Annotated in this window: 14 protein-coding genes; 8 read left to right on the forward strand and 6 right to left on the reverse strand. The window is 53.2% G+C overall.

The window, feature by feature from the left end:
- Nucleotides 1-883 precede the first annotated feature (883 nt).
- The 3 genes from H8S18_RS09225 to H8S18_RS09235 form a co-directional block, all read right to left on the reverse strand.
- Complete coding sequence (locus H8S18_RS09225; RefSeq protein ID WP_186858016.1) at nt 884-4,057, reverse strand: DEAD/DEAH box helicase; 3,174 nt, start codon at nt 4,055-4,057, stop codon at nt 884-886.
- 296 nt (nt 4,058-4,353) lie between these two features.
- On the reverse strand, nt 4,354-5,115 hold the full coding sequence (locus H8S18_RS09230) for a nucleotidyltransferase domain-containing protein (RefSeq protein ID WP_186858017.1): 762 nt from the start codon (nt 5,113-5,115) through the stop codon (nt 4,354-4,356).
- A gap of 19 nt (nt 5,116-5,134) precedes the next feature.
- Entirely contained in the window at nt 5,135-5,764 is a 630-nt protein-coding gene (locus H8S18_RS09235; protein ID WP_186858018.1) for a CpXC domain-containing protein, read from the reverse strand.
- A gap of 606 nt (nt 5,765-6,370) precedes the next feature.
- Here H8S18_RS09235 and H8S18_RS09240 point away from each other — a divergent pair.
- From H8S18_RS09240 to H8S18_RS09270, 7 genes are all read left to right on the forward strand, one after another.
- Nucleotides 6,371-6,826: a TM2 domain-containing protein gene (locus H8S18_RS09240; protein ID WP_186858019.1), complete on the forward strand. Its 456-nt coding sequence runs from the start codon at nt 6,371-6,373 to the stop codon at nt 6,824-6,826.
- A gap of 163 nt (nt 6,827-6,989) precedes the next feature.
- On the forward strand, nt 6,990-8,318 hold the full coding sequence (locus tag H8S18_RS09245; protein ID WP_186858020.1) for a DUF1015 domain-containing protein: 1,329 nt from the start codon (nt 6,990-6,992) through the stop codon (nt 8,316-8,318).
- 18 nt (nt 8,319-8,336) lie between these two features.
- Entirely contained in the window at nt 8,337-9,653 is a 1,317-nt protein-coding gene (locus H8S18_RS09250; RefSeq protein ID WP_330598757.1) for an aspartate kinase, read from the forward strand.
- A 365-nt stretch (nt 9,654-10,018) separates the two neighbouring features.
- On the forward strand, nt 10,019-10,978 hold the full coding sequence (locus tag H8S18_RS09255) for an AEC family transporter (protein WP_186858022.1): 960 nt from the start codon (nt 10,019-10,021) through the stop codon (nt 10,976-10,978).
- 262 nt (nt 10,979-11,240) lie between these two features.
- On the forward strand, nt 11,241-14,951 hold the full coding sequence (locus H8S18_RS09260; protein ID WP_186858077.1) for a phosphoribosylformylglycinamidine synthase: 3,711 nt from the start codon (nt 11,241-11,243) through the stop codon (nt 14,949-14,951).
- Between the two features lie 127 nt (nt 14,952-15,078).
- Nucleotides 15,079-15,594: a flavodoxin family protein gene (locus tag H8S18_RS09265; protein WP_186858023.1), complete on the forward strand. Its 516-nt coding sequence runs from the start codon at nt 15,079-15,081 to the stop codon at nt 15,592-15,594.
- Nucleotides 15,579-16,184, forward strand: coding sequence for a hypothetical protein (locus tag H8S18_RS09270; RefSeq protein ID WP_186858024.1), 606 nt, complete (start codon nt 15,579-15,581; stop codon nt 16,182-16,184). Before H8S18_RS09265 ends, H8S18_RS09270 begins: the two co-directional genes overlap by 16 nt.
- Before the next feature lie 227 nt (nt 16,185-16,411).
- Here H8S18_RS09270 and H8S18_RS09275 read toward each other — a convergent pair whose 3' ends face one another.
- Complete coding sequence (locus H8S18_RS09275) at nt 16,412-17,743, reverse strand: MATE family efflux transporter (RefSeq protein ID WP_186858025.1); 1,332 nt, start codon at nt 17,741-17,743, stop codon at nt 16,412-16,414.
- 86 nt (nt 17,744-17,829) lie between these two features.
- The gene (locus H8S18_RS09280) at nt 17,830-18,279 is read right to left on the reverse strand and encodes a MarR family winged helix-turn-helix transcriptional regulator (RefSeq protein WP_186858026.1); all 450 of its coding nucleotides are present in this window, start codon (nt 18,277-18,279) and stop codon (nt 17,830-17,832) included.
- 246 nt (nt 18,280-18,525) lie between these two features.
- Between H8S18_RS09280 and H8S18_RS09285 the strand changes: the two genes are divergently transcribed.
- Nucleotides 18,526-18,720: a hypothetical protein gene (locus H8S18_RS09285; RefSeq protein ID WP_186858027.1), complete on the forward strand. Its 195-nt coding sequence runs from the start codon at nt 18,526-18,528 to the stop codon at nt 18,718-18,720.
- Between the two features lie 100 nt (nt 18,721-18,820).
- Here H8S18_RS09285 and H8S18_RS09290 read toward each other — a convergent pair whose 3' ends face one another.
- Complete coding sequence (locus tag H8S18_RS09290) at nt 18,821-19,690, reverse strand: D-psicose 3-epimerase (RefSeq protein WP_186858028.1); 870 nt, start codon at nt 19,688-19,690, stop codon at nt 18,821-18,823.
- Between the last annotated feature and the right edge of the window lies 1 nt (nt 19,691).

Genomic DNA, 19,691 nt, shown 5'->3' on the forward strand with positions numbered 1-19,691 from the left:
AGGGTATAATAGAAACAGGGATACAACCGCAAAACGGTTAGCCCGCGAAGTTATTTAAGTGAAAATAACTGCCCGTGCAGGGGCGGTTATTTTTTATTCTTAGAAATCTGCCAAACAATGACTAATATCACTGCAAAAACGACAAGATATTCCATTGGCATCACCACTCTCTAGCCCTAAATAGGGAGATGTGGCTAACCGCCCGCTTTTGTATCCCTGCTACTATATTTTACCATGATGAACTTTGGCAAGCAATGAACATAATTCAGTGTGGGGATACTAAACAATATATCTTATCCTTTTTGCTTCAAAAGAGGCTTAGTAGTTATATTCCCCTATTCAAAATTATAACCCACTTTGTAACCCACCCCATCTCACAAAAACGGGTTATTAACCCACATTGAGAAAAAATAATCAATCATTGCTCACACAAGAAAGTGCTTTGTTAAGCGGTTTTTATGAGCCGTTTTTTGGGGTGTGTTATGACTCTAAGGCTTCAAATCCCTCCTTCTCCGCCAAACCCGCTATATAAGTTTTTTGTTGCTTATGATTCAAAACGCGTGGCGGCTTTTCTTCTCTTATATTCGGAAAAATTTTTTGCTGCTTCACCGCTACTTCACCACCTAACACCTCTTTTACTACACCGCAATTTTGCTAATCCCCTGAGCTTTTTTTATTCCGACGCGTCCGGCGGGTTTAGCTGATTCACGACGGAAAGGACATCTTCCAAAGCGGGATGCAGATACCTTTTTCTGGATTCCCCCTTTTTTGGCGCAAGTTTTACCGCATCCTTATTCTCAACCTTTTAAAAAAAACGCAAAAGTAATTTTAGAGCACCGCAAACAGGCGGTTCTTATGCTTTTAAACGGTACTGCTGCCAATATCATTGTTTTCCCATATAGGAGTGAAGAACGTCAAAAAACCGTATTTGTTTCCACTCCGTACGGTTTCCGACCACATACAGCCTGCGTTTGGCGCGCGTGACCGCTACGTTCAAGATGTTGGGAAGCTCGCCCGCCCAGTTTCTTGCACCGGCATTTTGATTCCCGGATGCACCCAAAACGAGAATTACGGTATCCGCTTCCTTACCCTGGAATGTGTGGATTGTGCCAATATGCGCATTTACCCAACGGTCGGGGGATTCCTTTGTCAGCATATTAAGCATGCCGGAGGAAGAGACCGCATTGCGCAGTTGCTGCGCCACCATCCGAAACGGACTGATGATATAAAGATCGGGCTCCTTTACTTGTGAAAAAACAAGCTTTTGCATTAGTTTGATTACCTCTAAACCTTCCGGCTCCGACCATTTTGTCGGGCTGTCAGAAGGAACGTCGATCCAGTGCGAATCCCCCAAGACCGCGCCGATCAGGGATTCTCCTTTTTTGGTATCGCTGATCATATTGCCGTCATACGCAATGTGATTGGCAATGGAAAACATGGGTTCTTCGCAGCGGCGGTGTACCAAAAGCGGTGCGCCGATATCCATCTCTCCGTTTTCATGCTGATATGCGGTGCCAAACCAGCTGGCGCGGTCAGCAAGCGCCTGGGCGGAGACATCCGGCGCGGTCCATCTCTTATGCGGCGTACCAAAGGATTGAAAAACCGATCCATAAAGCTTTTCCGGCATAGTGACGACCGGCGGTATCTGTAAGGGATCGCCGACAACGACCGAATGCCGGGCACGGTAGACTGCTCCGACTGCCGACTGCGGCGTCGCCTGCCCGGCCTCATCCAAAAGAAGCCATCCAAGCTGCTCTTTTCCTGTTTTGGAAAAAAGCCGTGCGATAGAAGCCAATGTGGAGGATATCACGGGAACAACCATGAAAAAACTGGCCCATAACGATGGAACGATCGACAACTCATCGTCTTCAAGAATCAAACCGTTCTGAATCAGATACATGGCACAATTTAAATTGTTTTTCAGCTTGTCGGCAGATGCGTCGATAAAAGCGCGATGTACGCGAAAACAGGCGGCGAACAGCTCGTCGCGCGCGTTTTGCCACGCATCGTTCAGCCACGGCAAAAGCTTCTGCCGTTCCTTATTTTCCCAGAACGCTTTTGTGGGCAGATGCTCCCCGTAGTATTCTGCCGCCTGCCCGACCAACGCGGCCTGTTTTTGATAGTCCGCTTTTTGTTTTTCTTGTTGTTCTTCTTTGAGCGCACGTTTTTTTTCTAGCGAAGTATAAATTTCCGCCAGCTTTTTTTCGCTGGAAGCACATTTCCTCCGCACTTTTTTCGCTTCGGTAAATTCATCTAAGCACTCCTGCCGGCTGCTAAGCCATGCCTGGTATTTCTGTTTTTGAAAAATGCGCGCGAAAAAACCGGGCCGGGCATTGCTGACAATCTCTAAGTCCTCTTTTGTCCGCTCATATTCCCGCTCACATTCGGAAAGCGACAGCCGGGCCGATTCCATCTCACTGCGCAATGCATCTTCCTCGCGGCGCAACGCCTCCGTTTCCTTTTCAACCTCTGCAAGAGCGTCCCTTAATCTGCTGATGGACTCCATCGCCGCCGCGCAGCCAATGGCTGCCTCGCGCAGGGAAGCTTCTTTTTCGCGTTTTTCAATAAAATCCTTTTGTGCCGCGCGCCACCGCTCCTTCGCCTCCAGCGCGTTTTGCGGAGGTTTTTCCAAAGCGATGATGCGGGAGACCTTTTCACCTTCCTCAGGAGGGTGCGCCAGATATTTAAAGTAGGAAGACAGGCCATACTCGTCATCCCACCAAAAGGCTTTTGTAAAGTTGCCGCGGTTACGCTGGTTTCCAAGCACAGCAGCGGCCATGCCCCATGTTTCTTTCCCGTCCGCCACATGATCGGCCACATGATTGAAGTAGCGCAGCGGCGGGTCGAACATATCATCTACCATATCCACGCCGGGAAGTTCCCGGCTGATATTCTCCACTGCTTTGTTATTGGATGAAGCGATTACGATTTCGTGGCCCAGCAACGATGGATGCACCTCATATAACGCTTGCCGATATCCGTTGTTTTCACGATCCAATCCTTTTTGAAATGCTGCAGACGGATTTTTGAACGCAACCATCGCACATGCCCTGTCAAAAACGACTTTTGCGATGATATCACGAAGAAGCGTTGTTTTTCCCGTCCCCGGGGGACCGTTGATGCCGACAATATCTTCCTTGCGCATTTCCCGGAACACATGATTCACCGCCGCCTGCTGCATCAGAAACAAATTGTATCTCGCTTTCGGGGTCCATCGCACTTCGGGTATATACTCAGGCCGTAAGATGTCTCTTAATACGTTTTCGTCCGCGAGAACATCCCTGCGGTCCCCCGTATCGGTTCCGCGCAGATATTTGTCAAGGCCGACGCCAACCGCTCCGGCGGCAAACTCTTTGCGTATTTTAATCAGATCACTGAGGAAAAAACTGTTGAGGAGTTCGGATTGGGGCGGGTCCACATCTTTCCGCTTATATACCACGCGTATGGCAGCCATCCGCTGCGATAAAAGCGCCTGCGGCAGCTTTAAATGCCCGGTCATTTCTGTATAACAGCGTTCCAGTTCATTCGGCCCAAGAGGCAAGGGAATATTATCTTCATCCAGATGCATCAGAGACTGGTCGAGCTGCATGAGAAGATTGCTTTCGATCTCCGGGAAATGGGAAAGGTTTTGCGGCGTACCGTCACAAATTTGCCCCAGACCCCACGCAAAAGAGGAGACGCATCCGCCCCCAACATAGGCGCCATACTGATCGACGGTAAAGGAAAGCAGACCGGCCATTCCCGTTTTGCGCAGCTTCTCCTCTGCAAACGCGTCTTCAAAGGTTTCCAATATTTTCAGATAGGATTCTTTTTGCAGGATTGCCCCGAGGTATACGATCCAGAAAACCGTCGCGTCCTGTTCGGGATAAGAATAGCTTGGATCGAGCCATGGCGGAACATCGCCAATATCCAACTCGATATACCGCTGCTTATTCGGCGCTTCCTTCCCGGTAATATAGTCGCGCGGGTCTGGAAAATCCTGAGGGGTCAGCACTTCTATGGTGATCCACCCCGTGAGAACGTTCATAATTGTTTTTTGATCGGCAATTCCAGACATATTCATACTCCAATATTGATTGGAACCATTATAGCATTTTGCTGCGGTAATCTCCACAGGGGAAATATGCGGGGGTTTCCTTAAGCCGCCCGCACTACCGCCCCTGCAGATTCCGGATCCCGTTTAGGAGCCGGGATAATTCCGTGGGCTGCATTTCCAGGTTATTCATATTCCGGTCTGCATACCGGCTGGCGCAGACCGCGTATTTGCCTTTCGGGGAAATGCTGCTTTCCCGTCAACATCCTTCATTATGTCCCTTTGACAGCGTATCAAAAGGGGATCGCCGTGCGCCGGCCTCACTCATAGTCGCGCAAGAAGCTTAAAAACAAACGATTTAACTGTTCCCATGGCACAGCATCCTGTTTGGGCGCATGGCCAACCGCTTCTTCTATCGCCGACAATTCTTTTTCAATATATCCGTTCAACGCCGCGATGGGTTCCTGCTCGCCGAGCTCTGAAGTAACAGCCTTTCTTTCCAACAGGCCGTCAACGATTGAGCGGACTTCCCTGCCGAGCTCCGCTTCTACAAGTTCCGCAAACAACATTGGCGGCGGAGTTTGGCGCGCAAGGATCCATTTACAGGCGAGGATGGGGCGCAGGACGTAAAAATATTTTTTCAGCCGTACACGGTCTCTCCTTAAAAATTCGCGGTTGTTGTTGCGCGCCATGTTAAGGTAATGGTATAGGGCCGGACGGCTTAAAAAACAGTGCGCCGCAATATTCCGTATCCTTTCGAATACAGGCGCTTCATAATATACGATGGGGGAGGCAATCCACTCGAACAATGTCGGGTTTGATTTTTTTAAAAGGCATAGCGCCTTTTTAAGGTCCCAGCCATTGATATCAAGCTCTTCATCGAGCATATATTCGATAACGTCGCTTGTTTTCTCAAGCTTTAAATAAAATTCATTGGTGCGGACATAAATAAACCGGACGTCATAGTCGCTGTCTGGTGAGGGGAACCCCCACGCCCTGCTTCCCGATTCCACGGCGAGCAGGATTTTGACGTCCTCTGCCTGCTCGATCTGTTTTAAATGATTTTGTATGATTGCCTTCATTTTGTCTCCCGTATGGCGCCTATTGATTCTCGCCAAGCAGCGCAAGCGCCCAATCCCTGTCTATCTGTAAATATCCGCGGCCGCTTTTTCGCATAATAGCTTCAAGATACTGGGTTTTGACGTTTAAATAAGACTGCTCCTGGATTTTGCTTCCCATCACGGTCCCATTCTCATCCAGAATAAGCAGTTCAGGATTTTTGCCCGTGCAGTTAAAACAAACCTCCTGTATTTTCTTCTCCGGAAACCGCTTTTGATAATCGGTTTCAATCATTAGCTTTAAAATTTCCAGGACGCGGTCGTCCCAGCCATATTCAAATATCCTGATCTTTTGGATCAATTCGAAGCTGTTTTTTACGACCCTGTATATATACGACGGGATAAATGTTGTTTTGTTGATATCCCCCAGGGCATAGCCGGTTCCTTCCGGTACCAGCCATATCATATTTTTTTTCTCCATATCATGGTAGAGGCATGGGTAAACAAGCGGAATCCTGTTTCCGCATTCACAGGTATGGGTGAAAAAATTTCCGTCCAGTATTTGCTGCTTTGCCCCTTTCTGCAAGGAGACATTAATACTTTGCCATACTGTGATATCCTGTTCCTTGCCGCACTGCGGACAAATCAATGTTCCCGATACAGGTTTGGACATAATTCTCTTCCCGCCTTATATTATTTTTTCCGGATAACGATTCAACTAATAAAAACTGTGCTTATTGCCATTATACCGGAAAGAAACCGAAAAAACACCTGTGGAAAGAAAAAATATTGCCTTGCCGGGAGCAAATCCGGAGGCAATGTTTTTGAATTTGCAGCTTTAAAATTACAGACCGGGCGGATCGCCTCAAAGACTTCGGCCGTCCCGCCAATATGCGTTACGGTTTCATCCGCCTTATAAGCCCGGGGGCTTTCGTCAAGCGTTTCCGGGTTCGCGGAAGCCGTATAAATACCTTCCCTGCTTTTTCGGCCATGCCCGGGGGAAAGGCTGGCAAGAGCGTTTCACCTGCTGCTCCATACGGCGCCGGGTAATTCCATGCAGGCTAGGCTGACACATTTTTGGCCAACAACGAGGTTTCAGGCGTTTTAAGGTGCCCATAAATGCGCCGGAAGCGCGGAAAACACACAATAAACAAACGAATTGGTTAAGAGTTTATGAAGATACCCTTAAGTCCGTTGACTTGCCGGTTTTCCGCCCATATACTGGAACCATGAAAGGAAAAACATGCGGGAAAAGCCGCATGTTCAGGAGGTTTTTCAGATGGCAGAATTTAAATATTGCAGGAATTGCGGAAAACAGCTCCAGCCCGGCGAGACGGTGTGCCTGGGGTGCGGCGTTCCCGTCGGAAAAGGGCATGATTATTGCTGGAACTGTGGCGGCAAGACAGACCCGGAGGCCGTGGTATGCATCACGTGCGGCGTGGGGTTAATCCCCAAAAGCGGGCAGCCGGGGCAGGCACAGGCCTGTGCGCCGCGGGTGGGCAAATCTAAAATCGCGGCGGGCATCCTTGGCATTTTCCTCGGGTGGCTGGGCATTCATAATTTTTACCTTGGGTTCCAGTCAAAAGCAATCGTCCAGCTTGTCCTCGGCCTGCTCGGCATCGTGACGTTTGGCATCACGACATGGATTTCCGCGATCTGGGGCCTTGTGGAAGGCATTATGATCCTCGTGGGCAGCATTCCGGCGGATGCGGACGGGAAACCGCTCGCGGATTAGCCGGAAAGAAAGGAACCATCCGTAAAAAAGCGTCCGAAGCGGCTCGTTCGGGCGCTTTTTTCATGCGTTTGCTTGAAAAAACGGTTCTAAAATATTATACTATTGTATCGGTATCTTTATGCCGAATCTATTTCCGGTGGGGAGACAGAAATTGGAGGAGACGATGGAAGAAAAAAAAGAGCAGGGGTTCAAAATACCGCGCGTGCTTTTGCCGGCGGAAAATGTCAACCTTGCAAAATGGGCCTGTATCGCATGCGACCAGTTCACGTCCCAGCCGGATTACTGGAAGTCGGTGGAACGGCTTGTGGGAAATGCGCCGTCCACACTGCATATCACGCTTCCTGAAATTTATCTTGAGGATGAACAGGTCGGGGACCACATTGCAGAGATGAAGGAAACCATGCGCGCATATCTTGAAGACGGCGTGCTGCAAGAGCTTCCCGAAGGCGTAATCCTGACAGAGCGGCACATTGGAGGCAAGGTGCGCAAGGGCATCCTTCTGGCAATGGACCTCGAGCAATACGACTACAGGATCGAGAACAGACCGCTTCTCCGGGCGACGGAGCAGACGGTGCTTTCACGGATCCCTCCGCGCGCGGAGATACGGCGGGGCGCGGCGGTGGAGCTGCCGCACGTGATGCTGCTGATGGACGATGAGCAGGACAGCGTCATCGGCCCGCTGCACACGCAGAGGAATTCCCTGCCGAAGCTTTACGATTTTGACCTGATGATGGACGGCGGGCGCATCGAAGGTTGGTTTGTGGACCAGCCTAAGCTGCTCGCGGATTTGGAAGCCGCGCTTGCGAAGCTGCCCCGGCGGGACAACATGATGTTTTGCGTAGGCGACGGGAATCATTCGCTGGCTACGGCAAAAACCATTTGGGAAGAAACGAAGGCAATGCTTCCCGCGGAAGAACAAAAAGACCACCCGCTCCGGTATGCGCTGTGCGAAATCATCAACCTGCGCGATCCTGCGGTGGAATTCATGCCCATACACCGCGTGATGTTCGGCGTCAACGCGGCGGGCTGTGTGCAATATTTGGTGGAGCGCCTGCGTGAAAAGGGCAAGAAGGCCAAGCTGGTGTTCGGCCGCTGGCGCAGCGAAATCGAGCACGACGGAACGTACCAGATTCCGTTCCTGTACCACGACGGCGCGGGGCGCATCATCATCGAAAACCCGGAGCATCCGCTGGCAGTGGGGGAAATTCAGGAAATTTTTGAGGAATATATCCGCGAAAATCCGTCCGCAAAGCTCGACTATATCCACGGCGACGAAGCGTTTATGGAGCTTTCGCGGCAGTATGACAACATCGGCTTTTACTTTGAAGCGATGGAAAAGACAGAGTTTTTTGACCTGATCGTGAAATGCGGCGTATTGCCCAAGAAGACGTTCTCACTCGGGGAAGCGGAAGAAAAACGGTATTACCTCGAGGGGCGGCTGATCGCTCCTTACGCAAAAGAAGAAGAACCGGCAGCGCCGGAAGAAGAATAAATCGGTGGGGGAATGAACATGGCAGTCAAAGTAACAAAGTTTGGTGGCAGCTCGCTCGCGTCTGCGGAGCAAATCCTGAAAATGAAGCAGATCGTGGAGGCGGACGAGGCAAGGAAATTTGTCGTGCCGTCCGCGCCGGGCAAACGCTTTAAAGACGACGTCAAGGTCACGGACCTGCTGTATTCCCTGCACGATGCGGCGGCGCATTTTGAGGAGACGGATGAGATTTATAACCAGATTGTGCGCCGCTATACGGACATCCGCGATGCGCTCGGCCTTTCCATCAAAATCGAGGAACACCTCGAAAAGATGTACCGGGATATTAAAACGGGCGCGAACGAGGATTATGCGGCTTCCCGCGGCGAATACCTCAACGGGCTGCTCATCGCGGATCTGTTGGGTTACGATTTCGTGGATGCGGCGGATGTAATCTTTTTTGATGAAACCGGAAGCTATGATGCGAAAAAAACGCTGTCTATCCTGCCGGGGGCGCTGAAACTGCACGAACGTGCGGTGATCCCGGGCTTTTACGGCAGCCTGCCGAACGGCAAAATCAAGACGTTCTCACGCGGGGGCAGCGATATCACGGGATCCATTGTATCGCGCGCGGCAAACGCGGACCTGTATGAAAACTGGACGGATGTTTCCGGCTTCATGATGGCAGACCCGCGCATCGTGGAAAACCCCAAGAAGATCGACGTAGTCACGTACCGCGAGCTGCGCGAGCTTGCGTATATGGGCGCGACCGTGCTGCATGAGGACAGCATTTTCCCTGTGCTTGAGGCGGCGATCCCCATCAATGTAAAGAACACGAACGATCCGGAAAACAGCGGCACCATGATTATTCCGGCCATCGAGGGGCGGGATGGCGCGAAGGATGGCATCACAGGCATTGCGGGCAAAAAGAATTTTACCGTAATCACGATTGAAAAAGACGGCATGAATACGGAAATCGGCTTTGGCCGCAAAGTGCTCACCTGCCTCGAGAAATTCGGGCTGTCGTTTGAGCACATGCCATCCTCCATCGACACCATTTCCATCGTGGTTGCGGATATCCGTATCCGCCACTGCATCGAGGACCTGATCGACGAGATCCATTCTGTCTGCCAGCCGGACAGCGTGGAGGTTTCCTCCAACATGGCGATTATTGCCACGGTGGGCCGCGGAATGATCCGCCAGGTGGGCGTTTCGGCCAAGCTGTTTGCGGCGCTTGCGCAAAGCCATGTAAACGTGCGCATGATCGACCAGGGATCGAGTGAGATCAATATCATCGTGGGTGTGGAGAACGACGATTTCGAGAAAGCGGTAAAAGCCATCTATAACGCGCTGGTGTAGCGCCGCCCAAGGGAACCGGAAAAGTTCCGCCGCTGCGCGGCTTTACACTTTATCGGGATGAGAGCACAGCGGCTTTTATCCGTGCGGAGGCGTGCGCGCTCTTGCCCGTAAAAAAAGATAAGGCTTCCCGCCCATCCCCGCCTGGGGTTTCTGTCAGCCTGCCCTGCGCCGGGAAAGCGAATACGAGGGGTACGTCCGTATAGAGGAAGGTTTTGTCCAAAGGAAAGGCAGGGCGGTATATCCAGGAAAGGCCTTCGCCGGGCGCTTACAGCGGTTTAACATAGATGATGCGAAACGATTGATAAACCGCTATAAAAAATTTTTTGCGGACCGGCAAAACGCCGGTTCCTACGGAGCAGGAAACAATGATTTTCGAGGCAATACAGGCAGTGCTTATGGTGGTCGTTATCATTGCCGTCGGATATTTCGTTTCGCGCGCAGGCTGGGCGGGAAAGGCTGTCACAAATTTCATCAGCAACCTGATCGTAAACGTGACCCTGCCATGCACGGCGGTCATGGCGTTCCTTACGAGCTTTACGGCGGAAACACTTGCGGATTCGTGGATTTATATCCTCGCTTCCTTTGCGGCCATCGGCGCCACATGGCTGGCCGCGAAGCTGGTCATCCAAATCGCAAAAATCAAGAAAACACAGCGCGGCGTTTTTACGGCGCTGTTTTCGTTTTCCAATTCGGTGTTTGTGGGGCTCCCTGTGGCGACGGCGATCTTCGGGGAGGAGGCCCTTGTGTTCGCGCTTTTTTATTACGTGGCGAACACCACGTTCATGAACAGCCTCGGCTTCGTAGAAATCGCGCGGGACGGCATGGAGCTTTCGTGCGGGGGAAAGGGCGCGTGCTTCAGCGCGAAAGATATTTTAAAAAAGATATTCAAGCCGCCCATGATTGCGGTCATCGTGGGGTTTGTTCTCGTGATGCTGGACGTGCGGCTGCCCGCATTTCTTTCTTCCGCGCTTTCGTATATCGGGGATGTGACCTCCCCGCTTGCGCTGATGTTCGTGGGCATGATCCTGCAGCGCACGGGAATTTCCTGCATCAGGAAATTCGATAAGGGAATATCGTGGGCGCTTGTGGGGCGGTATTTTGTGTCGCCGCTCGCAATGCTTGGGATAACGGCGTGCATGGGCCTTGCGGCCTTCCCGTCCGAAGTGCTCACCATACAGATGAGCCTTCCCGCCATGGTCACGACGACCATCTTTGCCGAGATCTCGGGCGCGGATACCGGGTTTGCCGCGCGGGGCGTCGCAATTACGACGCTGCTTTCCTTCCTCACGATCCCCATTTACATTTTACTGTTCACTTACGCATGATTTTGCGCAGGGGGGTTCGTCGCGGGAATAAGTTATGATATAATAAATGATAGCATGAGGGGATTCTGCCGCGCGCGTAAAAGCGGCGATGCGGGGGGAACCGGAAACAGCGCGGGCGGCGGCTGCGCCGGAAGACCGGCCCCGGCCCGGCGCGGCAGGCTTCATGGGCAAGAAGATACAATGTTCCGGACGCGCAGAGCACGGCCGGAAAGCAAAGATATGCAAAGTAAACGATGCGGCGATGGAGGGAGCGTTACAGGGTATGAGCGTAAGAAGACTATTTGTGGAAAAGAAAAAAGGATTTGACGTGGAGGCGCAGGAAAAGCTGGCGGATTTCACGCAGAACCTTGGCGTGCCGGTGAAGGACGTGCGGATTTTAAACCGCTACGACGTGGAGGGAATGGACGATGAATCGTTTGCCGCCGCCGTGCGGGGCGTGTTCTCGGAGCCTGCCGTCGATACGGTTTATATGGACGTGCTGCCGGACGCGAAGGGCTACACAGTGTTCGCGGTGGAATACCTGCCCGGCCAATACGACCAGCGCGCGGACAGCGCGGCGCAGTGCGTACAGCTGCTGACCCATGGCGAGCGCCCGGACGTGCGTACGGCAAAGGTCTATCTGCTGAAAGGCGTGACCAGCGCGCAGGCAGAGGCCATCAAAAAATATGTCATTAACCCGGTCGATTCGCGCGAAGCATCCCTTGAGCCCTATGATACGCTTAAAATGGAGCTCGATATTCCCACAGGGGTAGAAACGGTCAAAGGCTTCATCAAAATGACGAAAAAGCAGGTCGCCGATTACGTTGCGGAGAACGGCTACGCCATGACGGCGGAAGACATGCTGTGCGCGCAGGGCTATTTCAAAAGCGAAAAGCGCGACCCCACGGTAACGGAACTCAAGGTGCTCGACACGTATTGGTCGGACCATTGCCGCCATACCACATTCCTCACGAAACTCGATGAAGTGGAATTTGCAGACGATCCGCTTTCCAAGGCGGCGCAGCGCGTATATGAGGACTATCTTGATACGCGCAGAAAGCTTAACAGCAAAAAAGATATATGCCTGATGGACCTTGCGACCATTTATGTAAAGGAAGCAAAGCGGGCGGGCAAACTCTCCCACATGGACGAATCCGAAGAGATCAACGCGTGCTCCATCCGCCACAAGATACAGACTTACGACGGGGAACGCGATTACCTCATTATGTTTAAAAACGAGACGCACAACCATCCCACGGAGATCGAACCGTTCGGCGGCGCGGCGACGTGCCTTGGCGGGGCGATCCGCGATCCGCTTTCGGGACGGTCATACGTTTACCAGGCAATGCGCGTAACGGGCAGCGCCGACCCGCGCGAAAGCCTTGCGGACACAATGGAATATAAGCTGCCGCAGCGCAAGATCACGCGCGAGGCGGCGCACGGTTATTCCTCTTACGGCAACCAGATCGGCCTTGCGACGGGCCTTGTGGAGGAAGTATACCACGAAGGCTATAAAGCCAAGCGCCTCGAGATCGGCGCGGTGATCGCGGCGGCCCCGGCGGAACAGGTGAAACGCAAAGAGCCCGCGGAGGGCGACCTTGTGATCCTGATCGGCGGACGCACAGGGCGCGACGGCTGCGGCGGAGCAACGGGTTCTTCCAAGGCGCACGACGAAAAATCCATTGAGAAATGCGGCGCGGAGGTACAGAAGGGCAACCCGCTCACCGAGCGCAAACTGCAAAGGCTGTTCCGCAATAAAAATTTTTCCAGGCTGGTAAAGCGCTGTAACGATTTCGGCGCGGGCGGCGTGTGCGTTGCCATCGGAGAACTGGCGGACGGGCTGGATATCAACCTCGACGCGGTCCCCAAAAAATACGAGGGCCTCGACGGCACGGAGCTTGCGATCTCTGAATCGCAGGAACGTATGGCGGTGGTGATCCGCCCGCAGGACCTGGATAAGGTGCTTAAGCTGGCTGAGGACGAAAACCTTGAGGCGACGCTCGTTGCGCGTGTGACGGACGAAGGCCGCATGCGCCTTATGTGGAACGGCAGGACCATTGTGGATATTACGCGCGAATTCTTGAATTCCAACGGCGCGACACAGCATGCGAAAGCGAAAGTGGCAGGCGCGGATACGGAAAACCTGTTTGCGGAAAAGACGGAGGACACGGTGGAAAAAACGCTGCTGTTCCTGCTTTCCGACCTCAATATCTGTTCGCAGAAGGGCCTTGTGGAAATGTTCGACGGCAGCATCGGCGCGGGCAGCGTGACCATGCCGCTCGGCGGCAAACACCAGATGACGCCCGTACAGGCGATGTGCGCGAAGATTCCCGTACAGGATACGGACAGCAAGTCCGCGACGCTGATGAGCTACGGCATGGATCCGTACCTAATGGAAAAAAGCCCATTCCTCGGCGCGGTATACGCCATCCTCCTTTCCGAAGCGAAGCTTACGGCAGGCGGCGGCGCGGTCGGCGATTCATGGCTGACCCTGCAGGAATATTTCGAGCGTATGACGGATGATCCCGCGCGCTGGGGCAAGCCGCTCGCGGCGCTGCTTGGCGCCTATCATGCGCAAAAGGAGCTTGGCGTCGCGGCCATCGGCGGCAAAGACTCCATGAGCGGCACATTCAAGGATATCGACGTACCGCCCACGTTGTGCTCGTTCTGCGTGGCTCCCGTTTTGGCGGCAAACGTCATTACCCCCGAATTCAAGCAGGCGGGCAACAAGCTTTACCTGCTCGATATCGTGCGCGGCCAGGACGGCATGCCGGATTTTGAGGACGTCAAACAAAAATATGATAAACTGCATAAAATGATACAGGATAAAGCCGTGGTCTCCGCATATGCGGTGGATCGTGGGGGCCTGCTTGCAGGCGCGGCGAAATGCGCGTTTGGCAACGGTCTCGGGGTGAAGCTGTTCCCGCAGGACCTTTCGGAACTTACGCGCAAGATGTACGGCGCGCTGCTCGTGGAAGCGGCGGATATTGCCGATCCGGACTTTACCCTCGTGGGCGAAATCCGCGAGGAGCCGTTCATCGAGGCAATGGGCGAGAGCATCCCGCTTGCGCGTGCGCTCGAGGCATATACCGGCGCGCTCGAGCCGGTATTCCCCACCAAAACGGCGGACAGCGGCCGGGTAGATACGCCCATCTACGAGAAAAAGGATATCTTTGTCAGCAAATATAAAACCGCGGTTCCGCGCGTCGTGATTCCTGTGTTCCCGGGTACCAACTGCGAATACGATACGGCAAAGGCGTTCGAGAAAGCGGGCGCGGTTGCCAGCGTGGTCGTCATGCGCAATCTTTCGCCGCTTATGATTGAAGAAAGCATCAAGCTGCTTGCAAGCGAGATCGCGAACGCGCAGATGATTATGCTGCCCGGCGGTTTTTCGGGAGGCGACGAGCCGGACGGCAGCGGGAAGTTTATTGCGACAACCTTCCGTTCCGGCCGTGTGAAGGATGCGACGCACGACCTTCTTAAAAACCGCGACGGCCTGATGCTCGGCATCTGCAACGGGTTCCAGGCGCTCATCAAGCTTGGCCTCGTGCCCTATGGCGAGATTCGCGAAATGCGGGACGATTCGCCCACGCTGACCTATAACAACATTGGGCGGCATGTTTCGTGCATCGTGCGTACGCGCATCACCAGCGCGAATTCCCCGTGGCTCATGCTTTCCGAACCGGGCGCGGTCCAGTCGGTCGCCGTATCGCACGGCGAGGGGCGGTTCGTGGCGTCGGAAAAAGAGTTGAAACAACTTTTCCGGAACGGGCAGGTCGCCACGCAGTATGTGGATATGGACGGAAATCCAACGATGGACATGCCGTTTAACCCCAACGGATCGATGGCGGCTGTCGAGGGCATCATGAGCCCGGACGGCAGGGTGCTTGGCAAGATGGGCCACTCCGAGCGCGCAGGCCTCCATATCGCCAAAAATGTTCCCGGCGATTACGACCAGAAAATTTTCGAGGGCGGCGTAAAATATTTCCGGTAAAGCAAAGTGAGACAGAAGGCGTTTGCCACAGAGGCAGGCGCCTTTTTTAGCAGCTTTTTTAAAAATATGGTAGAATATGCATAAAATCGGTTAGTCATATTACAGGAAAGAGGAAAAGGAGAATGGTATGAACCTTTTACTGAGCGACAGGACGCTTCCCGCGGGCCTGCCTGCAAACGAAGAGAACCGGTATATTGATCTTTCGGAAATGAAGATCGCGAACTGCGTGGGCTGCTTTGGCTGCTGGGTAAAGACGCCGGGAAAGTGCGTGATACGCGACGATGCGGTTAAGGTATACCCGCTGATCGCGCAGAGCAGACGGGTGCTTTACGTCAGCCGGCTTTACTGCGGTTCGTACGATATCCCCATGAAAACGATGCTCGAGCGCGCGATACCCGTTCAGCAGGCGTTTATCCGCATACACGGCGGGGAAACGCACCACGTTCAAAGGGATGTAGCGGAAAAAGAGGCGGTTATCATCGCCTATGGAGACATCTGCGAAGAAGAAAAGGCTTTGTTCCGCAGGCTGGCCGGCAGGAATGCGCACAATATGTCCTTCCGAAAATGGGACGTGCGCTTCGTTCCAGAGGAAGAAGTGGACGGCGCGATATGCGGGGAGGTGCAAAAATGGGAAAGCTGCTGATCGTAAACGGAAGTCCGCGCGCGCCGCGGTCAAATTCAAAGCGGTACGCCGCGCTGCTCAGGGAATATCTGAACAGCGGAGCGGACGAGTATAATGTAACGGAAAAACGGCACCGGGAGATTTGCGAAACGCTGGGGAGGTATGACGGCCTCGTGCTTGCCTTTCCGCTGTATGCAGACGGCCTGCCGGTAACGCTGATGCGCTTCTTAAAGGAACTGGAAACGTATGAGGCGGAGAAAAAACCGGTGGTTCACGTGCTGGTAAACTGCGGGTTCCTTGAACCGGAACAGAACGATACCGCGGTGGAGATGATACGTTTTTTTTGCAAAAGCAACGGTTTTTTGTTTGGGTCGGCACTGCGCATCGGCTCGGGAGAAGCGATCCTCGATACGCCGTTCGTACCGACGGTAAAGCGCAAGCTCAAAAAGTTTGCAAAAGCGGTGGATGAAGGCGGGAACAAGCTGCTCAAGGCGCGTATGCCGCTGACCAAAAAAATGTTCGTCGGCGCCTCCGCGAAATTTTGGGAAGCGTACGGTGCAAAAAATCATATCACCAAAGAAGAAATGCAGACGATGAAAATAGAGGGATAGCGCGCCAAACACGCAATCCCCCAGACTGCAGATAAACTCTTATCGCGGGGGATTGGCTCTAAGCTGTTATTTGCGGGCAAGGACAATATGTGCGCGCGCAGGCCCGCTCATATGGCGGCTTTACGGCTGCGCGCAGTAGAATCGAAAAACGGTCCAGACGCGCAGTGGCGGCATGTTTCAGGCAAGCTGTCCCTTTTTTGTCCGGCCCCGGTATGGCCGGGGATTTTTTATGCGTAATGGTACCGTTTTCTCTTTGCCGCAAGGAAGGAAATGGTGACGGCAAGGGCGAGTGCTTCGGCGGCGACGACCGCGAGCCATATCCCGTTTACCCCAAGCAAAAGGGGCAGGATCAGCACGGCGGAAACCTGGAATACGAGCGTGCGCAAAAAGGAGATCGCCGCGGAGACCGCGCCGTTATTGAGGGCCGTAAAGAACGCCGAGCCCCACACGTTGACGCCCATCATCAGGAAGGCGAGGGCATACAGCCGGAACCCGTGGCGGGTCATTTCAAACAATCCGGCGTCGTAACTGACGAAGATGCCCACCAGCGGGCCGGAGAAGACTTCCGCCAGCACCGTAAGAATAATACCGGCCCCGCACACAAGCAGCAGGCTTTTTTTGAACAGGTTTTTCAGTTCCGCATGGTTCTGCGCTCCGTAATGATAGCTGACGATGGGCGCGCTGCCAATGGAATAGCCGAGGAAAATCGCCATGAAAATAAAGTTGACATACATGATGACGCCATAAGCGGCGATGCCGTCCTCTCCCGCGAGCTTCATCAACTGGAAATTATAGAGGATGTTGACAATGGCCATGGAGAGGTTCGTGACCATCTCGGAAGCGCCGTTCGCGCACGTTTTCAGCAGCACCCTGCCTTCAAAGCGGGTCCGGACCAGGCGAAGCAGGCTGTTGTTTTTCCGGGAAAAATACAAAATGGGCACCACCCCGCCGATCACTTCGCCGATTGCCGTGGCAATGGCCGCACCCGCGATTCCCCAGTGGAAGACAGCGATGAACACATAATCGAGTATGATATTTGTAAGCCCCGCGGCAACCGACACTTTCAGGCTGAGCCCGGGTTTTTCCGCGGCGATAAAAAAGCTGTGGAATACGCTTTGCAGGATAAACGCCGTCATGGAAAGGAACAGGATCCTGCCATAAACGATACAATTATCGAGAAGTTCGCCCGTCGCCCCCAGTGCCTGCGAGATCGGGCGAATAAAGATAAACCCGGCCGCAGACAGTACTCCGCCGATTATAATTGCGGTATAGACCAGCATGGAAAAATAGCGCTGTGCCTGTTCGTGTTTTCCTTCGCCAAGGGTTTTGGATACGATCGCGCTGCCGCCGGTGCCGATCATAAATCCTACCGTTCCGATTCCCATCATCACGGGCATGATGAGGTTCACGGCGGCAAACGGCGTTTTACCTACAAAGTTGGATACGAAAAAGCCGTCCACAATGCTGTACAGGGAAGTGAAAATCATCATCAGGACAGGGGAAATCACAAAACGGAGCAGCCGTTTATAGGTAAAATGATCCGAAAGCCTGATTCTCATTTGCATACTCCTTTCAGGTGATAGAAAAAATGCGTCTGGCTGTTCTGCATAACCGGGCGCACCTGTTTTCTTGCCAGACCCAGCCGCTATTTCAGGTGCTTTTGCAGTTCTGCGTCCAGCAGGCCGTTGTATTTACGGGTGAGCCGCGTCAAAAGCACGCGCTCCTCTGCCGGAAGTTCCATCCAAACCCGTTCTTCGAGCCGGAGCATATCGTCGATATAGCGCCGCGAAAAGCGTTCGCCTTCCTCCGTGAGGACAATTTGCTTCACGCGCAGGTTATCTTCCTGCGCCGTAAGGCGCACCAATCCTTTTTTCACAAGCTGCCGGAACGCAGAATTTACCGTCTGTTTGCTCATAAAAAGACGCTCGCTGATCTCATGCTGCGTCAGCGCGCCTTCGCGGATCATCAGCAGCGACCAATATTCGGCGTCGGATAGGCCGCACGCTTTGGATAAAACGGACCAGATCCGGTCAAGGTCCTTATACCCTGCCCGGTAGGCCTCGATGGTGCCATCTTTCAGTGGTTCTTTTTGCATTATAATCCTCCTGTCAGATAGTCCGAAACCGGAATGTATGAAATCGGACTATTGTAGTATAACGGGCAGGATGCGCGATGTCAACCCTTTTCACCTGCGCGGGAAGGCCGGCGACATGCCCGCCCGCAAAAAGCGCGGAAAAAAGGGTTTTTGCGGGCGCCTCCACGTGAAGAGGCTGCATGGAGGAAAACCTAAAACGGCGGGCTGGATGCGGAGCCGTCCCAAAACAGGAAGAAGCCCCTATGCATGGATAAAAAAGGAGTGGGGCCGGAAAACAGCAAAGAAGACAGCATCAAATGCAAGAAACGAATTCCTGTGCCGTTATTCATCTATGTGCCGGCTATAGGAGTATCTTTTCATAAAATTACTATTCCAAGCAAGCGCAATGATGCTGGCATCGAGCGGAAACATCGTTTGGCTTTGGACAAAAATGCGTTATAAGGAGCCTGTAAATGTATTCCACAACAAAAAACAGGCTTGCGCGCCCGCGCCCGCCTGTTTTTATACACTGTTTTTTGACGGAAAGACAGATTTCGGAAAACTATGCTTCGAAATTTTGTTTTAAAAACGCGAGCGAATCGGCAAGCATCCTGTCCATATCCGCCTCGGTAGCGCCCGGGAAGAAATCATGCCATAAATGCACGTCCTTTGCGATTTGCCCGCCGTAGCGCATAAACGGTTCGATGACGGCAAAGCCGTTAAAATGAATATCGCGCAGGGCCTGGCCGATTTCTGCCCACGGCATAGAGCCAAGGCCGGGAACCTTGCGGTTTCCCTCGCCGAGGTGCATGTGCCCAAGGCGGTCCCCCGCGAGGCGGATCGCCCCTGGGAGGCTGTCTTCATCAATGCTCATGTGGAAGGTGTCGAGCAGGAGCTTTATATTCGGGCTGCCGATCCGTTTAAGATATTCAAGCCCTTCTTCGCAGGTATTGAGGATATAGCCTTCGTAACGGTTCAGGATTTCCAGGGAACAGGTCGCGCCCAGGTCTTCCGCCACTTTTGCAAGTTCCCGCAGCGAAGCGATGGACCGTTCCCATGCGCGCTCTTTATCGTTTTCAATGCTGAAATCCGCCGGCCAATAGGTATAGAGCGCGCCGATCATCATTTTCGAGCCAATGCGGTCCATGCGCCTGAGGACGTCCGAAAGGTAGGCGACGCCGCGTTCGCGCGTGGCTTTGTCTTCGGAGGCGAGGTCTTGGTCGCGCGCCGGGCCGATATTGACGGACATCTCAAGGCCGAGATCCTGTGTGGTTCCGTGCAGCGCGTCCATTTCCTGAGCGCTCATCTGGCTCAGGTGGTCGCCGCCGATTTCCATGACGTCAAACCCCGCGTTTTTGATTTTCTTTGCCGTTTCAATATAGTCGCACGACCAGCCGTCCGACCAATAGTGGTACAATAACCCGTATTTCATT

Source organism: Christensenella tenuis (assembly GCF_014287795.1).
In the GTDB taxonomy this organism is placed as follows: Bacteria; Bacillota; Clostridia; order Christensenellales; family Christensenellaceae; genus Christensenella; species Christensenella tenuis.